13 protein-coding genes are annotated in these 14300 nt (G+C 45.8%); 12 read left to right on the top strand and 1 reads right to left on the bottom strand.

Annotated features, from left to right (window positions below):
• Window positions 1–127 precede the first annotated feature (127 nt).
• A complete protein-coding gene (locus tag ACE2AL_RS16405; protein ID WP_206083627.1) occupies window positions 128–1057 on the bottom strand; it encodes an MBL fold metallo-hydrolase in 930 nt (309 codons plus the stop codon).
• A gap of 460 nt (window positions 1058–1517) precedes the next feature.
• On the opposite strand from ACE2AL_RS16405, the gene hypF reads away from it, so the two are divergent.
• The 12 genes from hypF to hypE all read left to right on the top strand — a co-directional run bounded on the left by hypF (window position 1518) and on the right by hypE (window position 14281).
• Complete coding sequence (hypF, locus tag ACE2AL_RS16400; RefSeq protein ID WP_375083688.1) at window positions 1518–3794, top strand: carbamoyltransferase HypF; 2277 nt, start codon at window positions 1518–1520, stop codon at window positions 3792–3794.
• A gap of 605 nt (window positions 3795–4399) precedes the next feature.
• The gene (gene hybO, locus ACE2AL_RS16395) at window positions 4400–5518 is read left to right on the top strand and encodes a hydrogenase 2 small subunit (RefSeq protein ID WP_206083631.1); all 1119 of its coding nucleotides are present in this window, start codon (window positions 4400–4402) and stop codon (window positions 5516–5518) included.
• 2 nt (window positions 5519–5520) lie between these two features.
• Window positions 5521–6507: a hydrogenase 2 operon protein HybA gene (gene hybA / locus ACE2AL_RS16390; protein WP_206083633.1), complete on the top strand. Its 987-nt coding sequence runs from the start codon at window positions 5521–5523 to the stop codon at window positions 6505–6507.
• A complete protein-coding gene (gene hybB, locus ACE2AL_RS16385; protein ID WP_206083634.1) occupies window positions 6491–7678 on the top strand; it encodes a Ni/Fe-hydrogenase cytochrome b subunit in 1188 nt (395 codons plus the stop codon). Before hybA ends, hybB begins: the two co-directional genes overlap by 17 nt.
• On the top strand, window positions 7675–9378 hold the full coding sequence (gene hybC, locus ACE2AL_RS16380; protein ID WP_206083635.1) for a hydrogenase 2 large subunit: 1704 nt from the start codon (window positions 7675–7677) through the stop codon (window positions 9376–9378). Before hybB ends, hybC begins: the two co-directional genes overlap by 4 nt.
• On the top strand, window positions 9378–9872 hold the full coding sequence (locus tag ACE2AL_RS16375) for a HyaD/HybD family hydrogenase maturation endopeptidase (protein WP_206083636.1): 495 nt from the start codon (window positions 9378–9380) through the stop codon (window positions 9870–9872). The genes hybC and ACE2AL_RS16375 overlap by 1 nt, the downstream gene beginning before the upstream one ends.
• Window positions 9865–10350 carry a hydrogenase-2 assembly chaperone gene (hybE, locus tag ACE2AL_RS16370; protein WP_272574043.1) on the top strand — a complete coding sequence of 162 codons (486 nt, stop codon included), beginning with the start codon at window positions 9865–9867 and terminating at the stop codon, window positions 10348–10350. Before ACE2AL_RS16375 ends, hybE begins: the two co-directional genes overlap by 8 nt.
• Window positions 10350–10691, top strand: a complete 342-nt coding sequence (gene hypA / locus ACE2AL_RS16365) for a hydrogenase maturation nickel metallochaperone HypA (RefSeq protein WP_206083638.1) — start codon at window positions 10350–10352, stop codon at window positions 10689–10691. Before hybE ends, hypA begins: the two co-directional genes overlap by 1 nt.
• Window positions 10692–10780: 89 nt before the next feature.
• Window positions 10781–11872, top strand: a complete 1092-nt coding sequence (gene hypB, locus ACE2AL_RS16360) for a hydrogenase nickel incorporation protein HypB (RefSeq protein ID WP_375083687.1) — start codon at window positions 10781–10783, stop codon at window positions 11870–11872.
• Entirely contained in the window at window positions 11863–12159 is a 297-nt protein-coding gene (gene hybG / locus ACE2AL_RS16355) for a hydrogenase maturation factor HybG (protein ID WP_206083804.1), read from the top strand. The genes hypB and hybG overlap by 10 nt, the downstream gene beginning before the upstream one ends.
• Entirely contained in the window at window positions 12143–13255 is a 1113-nt protein-coding gene (gene hypD / locus ACE2AL_RS16350; RefSeq protein WP_206083640.1) for a hydrogenase formation protein HypD, read from the top strand. The genes hybG and hypD overlap by 17 nt, the downstream gene beginning before the upstream one ends.
• Window positions 13256–14281, top strand: coding sequence for a hydrogenase expression/formation protein HypE (hypE, locus tag ACE2AL_RS16345; protein ID WP_349415575.1), 1026 nt, complete (start codon window positions 13256–13258; stop codon window positions 14279–14281). It abuts the gene before it with no gap.
• Window positions 14282–14300 lie beyond the last annotated feature (19 nt).

Below are 14300 nucleotides of genomic sequence, written 5' to 3'. Positions count from 1 at the left end.
GAGTGTGTCGAGCTTATTGCGTTGTTTAGTTTCATATAAGAAACAGAAGGGGATTTATCAGCGATTGTGTGAGTTAATATCAGAGCCAATCATAGCCACAAGGTAGCCTGTGGCTATTTTGGTTACATTATTTTAATTCAAACCGTTGTAAGTCTTTACTTACGGTGACTGGGCCAGAGTATTGCTTTCTAACCTCCTTGATCCAAACTTCATCAGTAATCGATGGGTCATCTGCGGGAACAAGGTGGGTGAGCACCAAATGTTTTACATTGGCTTCCTTCGCGATTCTACCGACCTCTTCTGCGGTGGTGTGATGGGAAATAATCGCTTTTGCAAGGGTCGAGCCATTGCCAATTCGGTTTGCTAAGTTTTCAACGCCAGAAACCAGCACGACTTCACTGACTAAAAGGTCGGCATCTTTGGCAAATTCAGTAATTTGTTTATTATCAATCATATCACCCGTGATAACGACGGTTTTCCCCTCTGATTGGATTTTATAGGCCAGGGCTTCATCGGAATTAAAAGGGGGATGGGGCACAAACAACGCACTGATTTTTACACCGTCTTTATCAACAACAACACCTTCAGAAATATCTTTGGCGGTGACCATATTACGTAAATCAGGTTTGCCTTCATCTTTAATACGTAAATCAATATCGCGCTTAAAGGTGTCCCAAACACCTTTGGTCATGCTCTCTGTACCCACTGGACCATAAACCGTAACAGGGTGGTTTAGCCCACTGTTCCATGCATTTAATAATAACGCAGGGTAATCGGCAACGTGGTCACTGTGCAGGTGAGTAATAAAAATTGAGTCGATATTTTTTAGCGGGGCTTTGGATTGAACTAAGCGCAAAGTTGCGCCGTATCCTGCATCAAAAAGATAGGTTTTATCCCCTTTAATAAATGCTGTCGATTGCGGTAAGCGAGCTTCACTTAATATGGATGGCCCACCTTTTGTTCCAAGGGTAATAATTTCATCGGCATTAGCTAAAGAACTTGAACCGAATAATGCCGCCGCGAGAGATAGAGAGATAAACAGTGGTTTGATTTTCAAAATAGTACCTCTTTTTATTATTAATGAATTTACACTGGCATTGAATAATTGTAATTAAAATCTATATGTTGCTAAATTGTTAACATATGAATGAGCTTACTTTTGTTTGGGTGATGTGACTATCGTTCTTTAGGATTAATTATAAGGTTTTTTATTTAACCTATTAATAACAGTGAGTTAAATGACATTGGAATTCTACGGTTATATAAACTGACTTTATTATTTAATTAAGAAAGAGAGTTTATTTAATAATGCAATTTAAATTAGATTTAAAAACTAATAGGAATGAGTTTATTAAGTTTTATTAATTAGAGTTATTGGAAATATAATGAATCAACGAATTTAGCGATGTAATTCCCCATATTTTCTTATGTGTATCCCACCTTTTTTTGATCTCACGTGAAGTTTTTTGAGGCTGTTAGCGGGAAAATAGCTTCTATTGAAATAAGAGGGTGTGCAAGTGAGCAACGGAATACAGCTTCGGGTTAAAGGTAAAGTGCAAGGGGTGGGTTTTCGTCCCTATGTTTGGCAGTTGGCACATCAGCAGCAGCTGTATGGGGATGTCTGTAATGATGGTGAAGGGGTATTAATCCGCCTACTCGCAAATGCAGATATCACTAAATTTAGCCAATTATTACAACAACACTGCCCTCCTTTAGCGCATATAGAGAGTATTCAATCACAGTCTTTTCAGTGGGATGTTTTTCCCGATGAATTTACCATTCGCCGTAGTGGCGAAGGGAAGATGGATACGCAAGTGATCCCCGATGCGGCAACTTGTGATGCTTGTCAGCAAGAGATTTTTGACCCTACTAATCGCCGTTTTCATTATCCATTTGCCAATTGTACTCATTGCGGGCCGCGCTTTACGATTATTCGCCATATGCCTTATGATCGCCCAAATACTGCGATGGCTGATTTCCCGTTATGTCCTGAGTGTTTGGTGGAATATCAATCCCCCGCGGATAGGCGTTTTCATGCGCAGCCCAATGCGTGTGCTGTATGTGGACCTGAAATTAAGCTCAGCGATGCTTTCGGGCTGACGGTGGCGGAGAAGGAAGGGGCGCTAATATCGGCATCGCAATATTTACTCATGGGTAAAATTATTGCCATTAAGGGGTTAGGCGGTTTTCATCTTGCTTGCGACGCAACGGATGACCATGCAGTGCAAGCGCTACGCATGCGTAAACATCGCCCAACAAAACCATTTGCGGTGATGATCCCGTCTTTAGATTGGTTAAAAAACCAAGGGGTGAGAGTGAGTGATGGGCTAGCCTCATTGCTAAAAAGCCCCGCAGCGCCGATCGTTTTAATCAAGCAGTGGAAAAACAGCGGTCTAAGCCAGTTTGTCGCCCCCCATTTGACTGAGTTAGGGGTGATGCTGCCTTCAAATCCCTTACAGCATTTATTAATGGCGGAAGTAAAAAAACCGTTAATCATGACGTCAGGGAATGCATCTGGGAAGCCCCCTGTTCTTACAGAGCAAAATGCGTTTAAGGATTTAGCTAATATTGCCGATTTTTACCTGACGCATAACCGCGATATTGTGCAACGTGCTGATGATTCTTTAGTTCGTTATCACCAAGGCGAGGCTGAAATGTTACGCCGTGCTCGTGGGTATGTACCTGATTCTGTAGATTTACCTGAAGGGTTTGAAAACTCCCCCTCTATATTAGGGTTAGGGGCTGACCTGAAAAATACGTTTTGTTTACTGCGCGATAAAAGCGCGGTATTAAGCCAGCACCTTGGGGATTTGGACGACTTAGATATTTTTGAGCAATACCAAAGTGCGATTGATTTGTTTGAGTCAATTTACCGTTTTACACCAACTGCATTGGTTGGGGATATGCACCCAAACTATGTCAGCCATCGCTTTGCTAATCAACTATCTGCACAGTTAGATATTCCCTTTGTGCAAGTTCAGCACCATCACGCCCATATTGCGGCCGTTATGGTGGAACACGGTTTGCCAAGAAATACAGATAAGGTGATTGGTTTAGCACTTGATGGGTTAGGTTTTGGTGATGACCAACGTCTCTGGGGTGGGGAATGTTTACTCGTAGATTATACATCCAGCCAATATTTAGGTGGGTTGCCCGCGGTCGCTTTACCTGGAGGCGAAATGGCGGCAAGGCAACCTTGGCGTAATTTATTGGCTCATTGGTTACAGTTTGTTCCCAACTGGCAACAGCAATCAGATGCAATTCAACTTCTTGAGTTCCCTTGGCAAGGACTGGAAAAGGCTATCGAACGCGGGCTCAACTGCCCAACAGCGTCTTCCGCGGGGCGGTTATTTGATGCTGTTGCTGCTGCCCTGGGTATTTGTACGGTACAAACGAGTTGGGAAGGTGAGGCCGCGTGTCAGCTTGAAGCGCTGGCGATGAACTCTGAGGTTATGACACACCCAGTGACGATGCCATTAATTAATCAACGCCTTGACTTAGCAACGTTTTGGCGTGAATGGTGTGCTTATCAAGCGCCTAAAGCGCAACGCGCCCATGCGTTTCATGTCGCATTAGCAAATGGGTTTGCGCAGCTTGCGAAAACATCTGCCCAGCAATATGGCATTAAGACAATCGTGCTATCGGGGGGCGTGATGCACAATAAATTATTACGAAATTTATTAATGAATAATTTAAATGAATTTGAGGTATTAACGGCAAGGCAGTTCCCGATGGGGGATGGTGGATTGGCATTAGGGCAAGTGGCGATAGCCTCAGCAAAATTAAAGCGTTAGCCAATGAGGAATATTACAAGGCCTTTAGAGTGTATATTAGGCTGATTTTTGTATATTTTAATTTTTAATTAAAATATTCTTTTTTTGATATTGATTCTTATTTAGATAATTAATAATTATATTAATGGATTGGTTATTAATAATACTCTAATTTCGTTTAATTAAATGATAAACAAATAATGAATTCCTATATATCAATGATAATTAATGAAATTTATATTTAAATTAATGTGATATATAGCGCATTATTGAATAATAAACGATGGAGTTTTATTTCAGGTATCACTTTTACCTCCCAGTAACTGAATCGATTTTTCTAACAAATATATAAAAAAGATGAAATTTCTTATTTCCTCTTGATGAAGATCAAGTGATTAAAAATCGGTAGGAATAGGATCCTATTTTATATATATGCACCAGGTTACTTAAATAAGAATTTATTTCATTAAGCTCAGTTTTGTTGTCAATTTGAATTGCAATGATACAAGCGTAAGGCGTAAGCGTATTTAGCACGTCGGGTTTTGTGGCATCTCTAACGCAAGGATAATCAACGAAATTTGTTTAATGAATAGGTTCTAAGCCACCCATAATAATAGGAAAAAAGAATGATAGGAGATAACTCTATTAATTCTCCTCACGGTATTAACCGCCGTGATTTTATGAAGTTATGTACAGCGTTGGCAGCAACGATGGGGCTAAGCGGGAAAGCAGCGGCCCAAATTGCTGAATCTATTAGCGACCCAGCTCGTCCGCCTGTCATCTGGATTGGCGCACAAGAGTGTACGGGTTGTACCGAGTCCCTGCTGTGTTCTACCCATCCAACCCTCGAAAACTTAATTCTGGATACAATTTCACTGGAATACCATGAGGTGTTATCTGCCGCTTTTGGTGAACAAGTTGAACAGAATAAGCATAATGCGATAGAAAAATACAAAGGAAAATATGTTCTTGTCGTTGATGGTTCTATCCCGCTGAAAGACAACGGTATTTACTGCATGGTTGCAGGGAAACCGATTGTTGAGCATATCCGTGAAGTGGCTGAACATGCCGCCGCCGTGATTGCAATCGGTTCTTGTGCCTCTTGGGGCGGTGTTGCAGCGGCGGGTGATAACCCAACGGGCGCTGTTGGGCTAAACCAAGTTATCAAAGATAAGCCGGTGATTAATATCCCAGGTTGCCCGCCAAATCCACATAACTTCCTTGCGACCGTTGCCCACTTAATTACGTTTAATCGCCCGCCAGCACTGGACAGCAAAAACCGTCCAATGTTTGCTTATGGCCGATTAATTCACGAGCACTGCGAGCGCCGCCCTCATTTTGACGCAGGCCGTTTTGCCAAAGAGTTTGGCGATGATGGTCACCGTGAAGGTTGGTGTTTATATCACTTAGGCTGTAAGGGCCCTGAAACTTACGGCAACTGTTCAACATTGCAGTTCTGCGATGTTGGCGGTGTATGGCCTGTGGCGATTGGCCACCCTTGTTATGGCTGTAACGAAGAAAACGTCGGCTTCCACAAAGCGATTCACCAACTTGCGAGTGTGGAAAATCCAACGCCACGGGCGGATAAACCTGATTTAAATAACCGTGAAGGCGGGCAAATATCATCAACCGCCGTTGGCTTAATTGGTGGTGTTGTGGGGTTAGTCGCTGGGGTGAGTGTGATGGCGGTACGTGAATTAGGTCGCCAAAAACGCCAGCAAGACCATGACTCACGGGGAGAATAACCGTGAATAGACGAAATTTTCTTAAACTCTCCGCAGGGGGAGCGCTCCTTGCGGGCAGCTCACCAAGCTTGGCGGGAGCGGAAAACCGACCGCCAATTCCAAACTCCCTTGGCATGCTGTACGACTCAACTTTGTGTGTTGGGTGCCAGGCCTGCGTGACAAAATGCCAAGATATCAACCACCCAGAGCGTAATCCTGTCGGGGAGCAAACATGGTCGAACAACGACAAGCTTACCCCATACACCAACAACATTATTCAGGTCTGGAGTAGCGGCACGGGGGTGAATAAAGATCAGGAAAAAGACGGCTACGCCTACATTAAAAAGCAGTGTATGCATTGTGTTGACCCAAATTGCGTCTCTGTTTGCCCTGTTCAAGCACTGAAAAAAGACCCGAAAACGGGCATCGTTCATTACGATGCAAGTGTGTGTACGGGTTGCCGTTACTGCATGGTGGCGTGTCCGTTCAACATTCCAAAATATGCTTACGATGATAAGTTTGGTGCTATCCATAAGTGCGAGCTATGTAATCAAAAAGGTGTTGAGCGTTTAGATAAAGGCGGTTTACCTGGCTGTGTGGAAGTGTGCCCAACTGGGGCGGTGATTTTCGGTACGCGGGAAGAGTTGCTCGCCGAAGCAAAAAAACGCTTAACACTCAAAGTGGGGGATGAATATGGCTTCCCACGTCAAACCCTGCATAGTAATGATCCAAATGTCATCAAAGTGCCGAAGTATGAAAACCATGTGTATGGCGAGCTTGAAGGCGGCGGAACGCAGGTCATTGTGCTCTCTGGCGTGCCATATCAACATCTTGGCTTGCCTGAATTAGAGCAGCTTTCGACAGGTGCGCGCTCTGAATATGTTCAACACACGCTATACAAAGGCATGGTGTTGCCGTTAGCGGCGCTAGCAGGGCTGAGCTTCTTGGTGTATCGCAATACCAAGAATGACAAACACGAAGGAGATGACTCAAATGACGACGCATCATAAAGAAAAGCCGCTAGGCGGGCGTTTAGTCAGTTGGCCAATTATGGTCTTTGGGCCATTGGTGTTGCTTTGCGTCATTCTGATTATCAAACGTTTAGTTTTCGGCTTAGGTTCGGTTTCTGATCTTAACGGCGGTTACCCGTGGGGGATTTGGATCGCCTTTGACTTGCTGATAGGGACAGGTTTTGCCTGTGGTGGCTGGGCACTGGCGTGGGCGGTGTATGTGTTTAACCGCGGAGAATATCACCCACTGGTTCGCCCTGCATTACTGGCCAGTTTATTTGGTTACTCCCTAGGTGGTTTATCCATCACTATCGACGTGGGGCGTTACTGGAATTTGCCGTATTTTTATATTCCAGGCTTCTTCAATACCAATTCGGTGCTGTTCGAAACCGCCGTGTGTATGACGATTTACATTGGTGTGATGGCGTTAGAATTTGCCCCAGCCTTGTGTGAACGTTTTGGCTGGAAAGTCTCATTAAAACGCTTGAATAAAGCGATGTTTTTTATCATCGCATTAGGGGCATTGTTACCAATGATGCACCAATCCTCAATGGGATCATTAATGATTTCAGCGGGATACAAGGTACATCCAATTTGGCAAAGTTATGAAATGTTGCCGCTGCTCTCGCTGTTGACCGCGTTTATTATGGGTTTCTCGATTGTCATTTTCGAAGGCTCATTGTTGCAAGCTGCCTTAAAAGGGCAGGGGGCAGATGAACGGCCACTGTTTGTGCGGCTAACGCAAATTCTGCAAGTGCTTTTAGTGTTGTTCTTAGTGTGTCGATTTGGCGAGTTGATTTATCGCGAAAAACTGCACCACATCTTTAATGGCGACTTCTACGCCATGATGTTCTGGATAGAAACCGTGTTAATGGTGATCCCATTAATTATTTTCCGCATGCCATCGCTACGAAATGATTCGCGTTGGTTATATATAAGCGGATTAAGCATGTTAATCGGGGCGGCAATGTGGCGAATGAGCTATTCCCTTGTCGCGTTTAATCCTGGGGGCGGTTACGACTACTTCCCAACATCAGAAGAACTTTTAATTTCAATGGGTTTTGTGGCAATTGAGGTCTGCGCGTATATCTTGCTGATCCGCCTACTACCCGTTATTCCAGCATTGAAAAAAACAACGATGAGCCATTCAGAGGCCCGAGGTAAAGCATGAGCCAACGTATAACAATAGATCCAGTCACTCGTATCGAAGGTCACTTACGCATTGATTGTGAAATTGAAGATGGAAAGGTCACCAAGGCTTGGGCTTCAGGCACCATGTGGCGCGGTATGGAAGAAATTGTCAAAGGGAAAGACCCTCGTGATGCATGGATGATTATGCAGCGTATTTGTGGGGTTTGTACCACTGTTCACGGAATTGTATCTGTACGTACCATTGAAAGCGCTTTGAATATTGATGTGCCCGTTAATGCGCAATACATCCGTAATATGATTTTAGCGGCGCATACCATTCAAGATCATATTGTCCATTTTTATCAATTATCGGCGCTAGATTGGGTAGATATCACCTCCGCGTTAAATGCAGACCCAAATAAAGCAGCAGAAATCCTCAAAGGGGTTTCCACATGGCCACTCAATAGCGCAGAAGAATTTACTCGCGTACAAGACAAAATCAAAAAACTGGTGGCGAGCGGGCAATTAGGAATTTTTGCGAATGGTTACTGGGGGCACCCAGCGATGAAATTGTCGCCTGAAGTGAACTTGATTGCGGTTGCGCACTATTTGCAAGCCCTTGAATGCCAACGGGATGCAAACCGCATTGTGGCATTGCTTGGGGGTAAAACACCACACATCCAAAACCTCGCCGTGGGCGGTGTCGCGAACCCGATTAACCTTGATGGCGTGGGTGTTCTTAACCTTGAGCGTTTAATGTATGTGAAATCCTTTATCGACCGTTTAGGGGATTTTATCGAGCAAGTATACAAAATCGATGCAGCAGTGATTGCAGCGGGTTACCCAGAATGGTTAGAAGTCGGCCAAGGGGCGAAGCATTACATGTGTATGCCTGAAATGCCGATGGACGGCAAAAATGGCAGTTTCTTATTGCCAGGTGGCTACCTCGAAAACAGTGATTTCAGTACTTATCGCCCAATTACCAGCCACATGGACGAGTATTTGATCAACGGTATCAAAGAAAGTAGCAAGCATGCGTGGTACAAAGAAAACGAGCCACAAGCACCGTGGGAAGGCACTACAAACCCTGACTACACAGGTTGGGACGATGACGGTAAATATTCATGGGTGAAAGCGCCGACCTTCTATGACAAAACCGTCGAAGTGGGGCCATTAGCGGACTTACTGTGCAAGCTGGCGGCAAAACACGAGCCAACGGAAAAACATTTTAACGATGTGGTGAACCTGTATCAAACACTGACGGGTAACAGCATTGGTATCGATCAGCTGCACTCCACCCTAGGCCGTATTATTGGTCGTAGCGTGCGTTGCTGTGTGCTGAATGAAACACTGTCAATTCAGTGGCAAGCACTAGTGGATAACATTGGCAAAGGCGACTTTACTACCTTTGTAAAACCAAATTTCCCAGAAAACGCAACGATTAAAGGGGTTGGATTTGGGGAAGTACCTCGCGGACTGCTTTCACACTGGGTAGTTATCAAAGACGGTAAAATTGAAAACTATCAGGCTGTTGTGCCATCTACATGGAACTCTGGCCCACGTAATTTCAATGACGAACCAGGTCCTTATGAGCAAGCGTTGGTAGGAACGCCTGTTGCTGACCCAACTAAACCACTTGAGGTAGTGAGAACCATCCACTCATTTGACCCATGTATGTCTTGTGCGGTGCACATTGTGGATCCTGAGGGTGGGGAAGTCACTAAGGTTAAGGTGCTGTAATGCGAATTTTAGTCTTAGGCGTTGGCAATATTTTGCTGAGCGACGAAGGGATTGGCGTGCGCATTGTTGAAGCATTGGAAGAACGTTATCACTTGCCTGAATGTGTGGAAGTGCTTGATGGCGGTACTGCGGGAATGGAATTGATCGGCCCAATGGCCTCCCGTGACCACTTAATCATTGCGGATGTGGTGTTATCGAGCCAGCAACCTGGCTCGTTATTAGTGTTACGTGATGGCGAGGTGCCTGCGTTGTTTACCCGTAAAATCTCCCCTCACCAGCTAGGATTATCTGATGTGTTATCTGCTCTGCATTTAACGGATGAATTTCCACAACGTTTGACCTTAGTGGGCGTCGTACCTGAGTCCTTAGAGCCACACATCGGTTTAACCGCAACAGGGCAAGCTGCGTTAGAGCCTGCATTGCAAAAAGTGGTAGACGTGCTGCGAAGTGAAGGTTTGGAAATTACGGCAAAAGAAGAGAGTTTACATGCCTGATGACATTAACGGTTATCAAAGTAACCCACGGCCTCTCGTTGAGGCCGCATTTCAACGGGTGGCGGAGCAATCGATGCACGATTTGTCTTTTCTCCACCCCTCGATGCCCGTCTACGCCAGTGAGTTCGCTTTGTTTGAAAATCAATGGGTTGGTGCGGTTATCACCCCGTGGATGCTCAGCGCCCTCATTTTACCTGGGCCTGACCAGTATTGGGAGCAGCGTACTGTCGGCGACAAAATTGGCTTGATTTTACCGTATGGGGAAATGACCTATACCGTTGGGGAACTTGACGGACTAACACAATATTTAGCCTGTTCGTTAATGTCGCCATTAGATAAAAGTTTGAGTCCTGAGCAAGGTATTCACCTTGCGGATGATTGCCGCCGTATTTTGCTGTCGCTGCCAGTAAGTGACCCAAATGTACCTCAATCGCCAGCACGCCGCGCGTTATTTGCACGCCACTTGAAGGAAGCATAATGCATGAAGTTTCATTGTGCCAAAGCACACTCGAAATAATTGAACAGCAAGTCAAGCAAAACGCCGTGAAAAAAGTCACGGCAGTTTGGTTAGAAATAGGTGCGCTTTCCTGTGTTGAAGAAAGCGCATTTCGCTTTTGTTTTGATATCGCTTGTCGCGGTACTGTCGCGCAAGGTTGCCAATTGCATATGGTGCATCGTCCCGCACAAGCTTGGTGCTGGGATTGCAGTGAAATGGTGGAAATTGATAGCCACCAATCCGTTTGCCCACAATGCCAAAGTTTGAATTTAAAAGTGGAAAGTGGCGATAGCTTGCGCATCAAAGAATTAGAGGTCGAATAGTTTTCAAAGTGACTTTGAGGTGCATCAACCTTGCGATTTTGATTATGTATTAATCTAATTTAACTATTTAGCGGTTGGGAGTGAAACTTATGTGTAGTACATGTGGATGCGCATCGGGAGAGCGCAGAATCGAGGGTGATGAGCACAGTCATCATCACCATGACCATCATCACGACCATGACCACCATCACGGCCATGATCATCATCACGATCATGAAAATGCGCATGACCATCATCATGGGCACGCTCACCAGCACGATCACCACCACGATCATGACCATCATGACCATGAAAACCAAGGCCAAACCGTCATTATTCATCACCATTATTACCACCAAGGCGATGTGCATAACCATTATCACCAATATGATCCTGCGCTTGTTGAGGGTAAAACCAAAAAACAGAAACACAAGCATAAGCATAAGCACGTTTACGCCATGGCGGAAAATAGCTTTAAACCTGCGGGCGAACACCATGATTTGGATTACGGGCAGGGTGAAGCTGGCACACACGCACCGGGGATCAGCCAAAAGCGTATGCTGCAAATTGAGATGGACGTTTTAGATAAAAACAATCACTTAGCAGAACATAACCGTGAAGCGTTTGCAGAAAAGAATATTTTAGCGTTAAACCTGGTTTCCAGCCCAGGCTCTGGGAAAACCACGCTATTAACGGAAACCTTGCTACGTCTGCGCGATAAAATTAACTGTGCGGTGGTGGAAGGCGACCAGCAAACCACCAACGATGCCCAGCGTATTCGCGAAACGGGGGTGCCTGCTATCCAAGTGAACACAGGTAAAGGTTGCCACTTGGATGCACAGATGATACACGATGCGGTCTCACGCTTAGGTTTGGATGATAATAGCTTGTTATTCATCGAAAATGTGGGGAACTTAGTGTGCCCTGCAAGCTTTGATTTAGGCGAGCGCCATAAAGTGGCTGTTTTGTCCGTGACCGAAGGGGAAGACAAACCCTTAAAATACCCGCATATGTTTGCCGCGGCAGACATTATGTTGCTCAATAAAATCGACTTACTGCCGTACCTGCATTTTGACGTGGACGCCTGCATTGCTAATGCCAAACAAGTCAATCCAAACATCCAAGTGATTAAAGTCTCAGCGACACAAGGAGACGGTATGGATGCATGGCTCGCATGGCTGGAGACTCAGCTATGTGCTTAGGCATTCCAGGAAAAATCGTGGCGGTGGGTGAAGATATTCACCAACTGGCACAAGTGGATGTCTGTGGCGTGAAGCGAGACGTTAACATTGGCCTGATTTGTGAAGGGGAAACCAGTGAGTTATTAGGCCAATGGGTGCTGGTTCACGTGGGCTTCGCCATGAGTATCATCAACGAAGAAGAAGCGCAGTCGACATTAGATGCCTTAGCGGCGATGAGCCAGCTTGACCATGAGGTTGGCGATTTTAGTGGTTTAAATGCAGGGGCTACAGATGCAGTACGTCGATGAATTTCGTGACCCTGCTTTAGCAAAAGTATTATTGGCGAATATCCGCCAACGTGTGAATGACATTCCACGGGCTAAGCAGCGCCCATTGCAGTTAATGGAAGTGTGCGGCGGGCACACTCATGCGATTTTTAAATTTGGTATCGACCAACTTTTACCGCCAGAAATCGAATTTGTTCATGGCCCAGGTTGCCCCGTTTGTGTCTTACCAATGGGGCGAATCGACGGTTGTATCGAAATTGCTGAGCAGCCAAATGTGATTTTTTGTACCTATGGGGATGCGATGCGTGTCCCTGGTAAAAATGGCTCTTTACTTGATGCAAAACGCCGTGGGGCAGATGTGCGGATTGTCTACTCTCCTTTGGATGCCCTCGGGATAGCAGAGCAACATCCTGATAAACAAATCGTTTTCTTTGGTTTGGGGTTTGAAACTACGATGCCAAGCACGGCGATTACCTTGCAACAAGCTAAACGCCGTCAACTGAACAATTTCACGGTGTTTTGCCAGCACATCACCATCATCCCCACCTTAAAAAGCCTATTAGAACAGCCAGATGTTCGCATCGACGGCTTTTTAGCTCCGGGGCATGTCAGTATGGTGATTGGGGCACACCCTTACCAGTTTATTACTGACGACTTCCATAAACCGCTGGTGGTAACGGGGTTCGAACCGTTGGATATTTTGCAGTCTATATCTATGCTAGTGAATCAGATAGCGGATGGACGTTGTGAGGTGGAAAACCAATATAAGCGTATTGTCGCTGACCAAGGCAACACGTTAGCACTCAAGGCATTAGATGAAGTGTTTGAGTTAAAAGAAACCAGCGAATGGCGCGGTTTAGGGGAGATTGCAGGCTCAGGTGTGCAGCTTAGCGCCGCTTATCAATCCTTTGACGCCGAGCGCCGTTTTCACGTACAACCACACCAAGTGGCGGATGACCCGCAAGCACGGTGTGGCGATGTGTTGACGGGGCGCTGTAAACCCAATGAATGCCCACTATTTGGCACTCGCTGTACACCACAAACCGCTTTTGGTGCCTTAATGGTGTCTTCGGAAGGGGCTTGTGCGGCTTATTATCAATATCGTCGGGAGGCATAGATGAGCAATGATGCGAACAATGTGGTATTGATGGCCCACGGCAGTGGTGGGCAGGCCATGCAACAGTTAATTGAACAACTATTTTTAAAAGCATTCGCTAACCAAGCGTTGAATGAGCGCGAAGACCAAGCGCGACTTTCGCTGGCGGAACTTACCACACTAGGGGATCGTCTTGCGTTCAGCACCGACAGTTATGTGATTGACCCGATTTTTTTCCCCGGTGGAAATATCGGTAAATTAGCGGTTTGCGGTACGGTGAATGACGTTGCCGTTAGTGGTGCAGTCCCTAAATATCTATCTTGCGGGTTTATTTTAGAGGAAGGCTTTCCATTAGCCGAGCTCGCCACCATCGTCGAATCAATGGCAGCAACGGCTGCAGCGGCTGGGGTGCAGATTGTCACGGGGGACACCAAAGTGGTGCAGCGTGGTGCTGCGGACAAAGTGTTTATCAACACAGCAGGTATCGGGGTTATCCCAAGCGAAATTCAGTGGGGAGCTCAGCAAATTCAAGCAGGTGACAAAGTGATCGTCAGTGGTACGTTAGGTGATCACGGTGCGACCATTTTAAACCTGCGCGAGCAGCTTGGTTTAGAGGCACAACTCAGTAGCGATTGCGCGGTATTGACGCCATTAATTGAGCCACTGCGTAATATTGAGGGCGTACGTGCATTACGGGATGCCACTCGGGGCGGTGTGACGGCGATTTTGCATGAGTTTGCGCAGGCAAGCGGCTGCGGAATGGCGATTAACGAGGCTGACTTACCCGTTGCCTCAGCGGTTAGGGGCGTATGTGAATTGCTCGGCCTTGAACCACTGAATTTTGCCAATGAAGGTAAACTAGTGATTGTGGTAAAACCTGAAGCGGAAAGCGCAGTGTTAGCCGCATTGCACAGCCATCCTCTAGGCCAAAATGCCGCAACCATTGGCTGTGTGACAGAGCAAAAACAAGTCAAATTAGTTGGGATCTTCGGGACATCAAGGCTATTAGATTTACCTCACAGCGAGCCTTTACCACGCATTTGCTAATCATTTGCTTTAATATCAG

Source organism: Providencia xihuensis (genome assembly GCF_041953405.1).
Taxonomy (GTDB): Bacteria; Pseudomonadota; Gammaproteobacteria; order Enterobacterales; family Enterobacteriaceae; genus Providencia; species Providencia vermicola.
The sequence above is the reverse complement of the archived record's forward strand: the minus strand, read 5'-3'. Positions and strand labels throughout refer to the sequence as shown.

What these genes read in the sequence shown, in the direction of transcription:
- hypB (WP_375083687.1), top strand. Translation starts at nt 10,781, where the DNA reads ATGTGTAGTACATGTGGATGCGCATCGGGAGAGCGCAGAATCGAGGGT.
- hypD (WP_206083640.1), top strand. Translation starts at nt 12,143, where the DNA reads ATGCAGTACGTCGATGAATTTCGTGACCCTGCTTTAGCAAAAGTATTA.
- hybE (WP_272574043.1), top strand. Translation starts at nt 9,865, where the DNA reads ATGCCTGATGACATTAACGGTTATCAAAGTAACCCACGGCCTCTCGTT.
- hybO (WP_206083631.1), top strand. Translation starts at nt 4,400, where the DNA reads ATGATAGGAGATAACTCTATTAATTCTCCTCACGGTATTAACCGCCGT.
- hybB (WP_206083634.1), top strand. Translation starts at nt 6,491, where the DNA reads ATGACGACGCATCATAAAGAAAAGCCGCTAGGCGGGCGTTTAGTCAGT.
- ACE2AL_RS16375 (WP_206083636.1), top strand. Translation starts at nt 9,378, where the DNA reads ATGCGAATTTTAGTCTTAGGCGTTGGCAATATTTTGCTGAGCGACGAA.
- hypE (WP_349415575.1), top strand. Translation starts at nt 13,256, where the DNA reads ATGAGCAATGATGCGAACAATGTGGTATTGATGGCCCACGGCAGTGGT.
- hybC (WP_206083635.1), top strand. Translation starts at nt 7,675, where the DNA reads ATGAGCCAACGTATAACAATAGATCCAGTCACTCGTATCGAAGGTCAC.
- hypA (WP_206083638.1), top strand. Translation starts at nt 10,350, where the DNA reads ATGCATGAAGTTTCATTGTGCCAAAGCACACTCGAAATAATTGAACAG.
- hybG (WP_206083804.1), top strand. Translation starts at nt 11,863, where the DNA reads ATGTGCTTAGGCATTCCAGGAAAAATCGTGGCGGTGGGTGAAGATATT.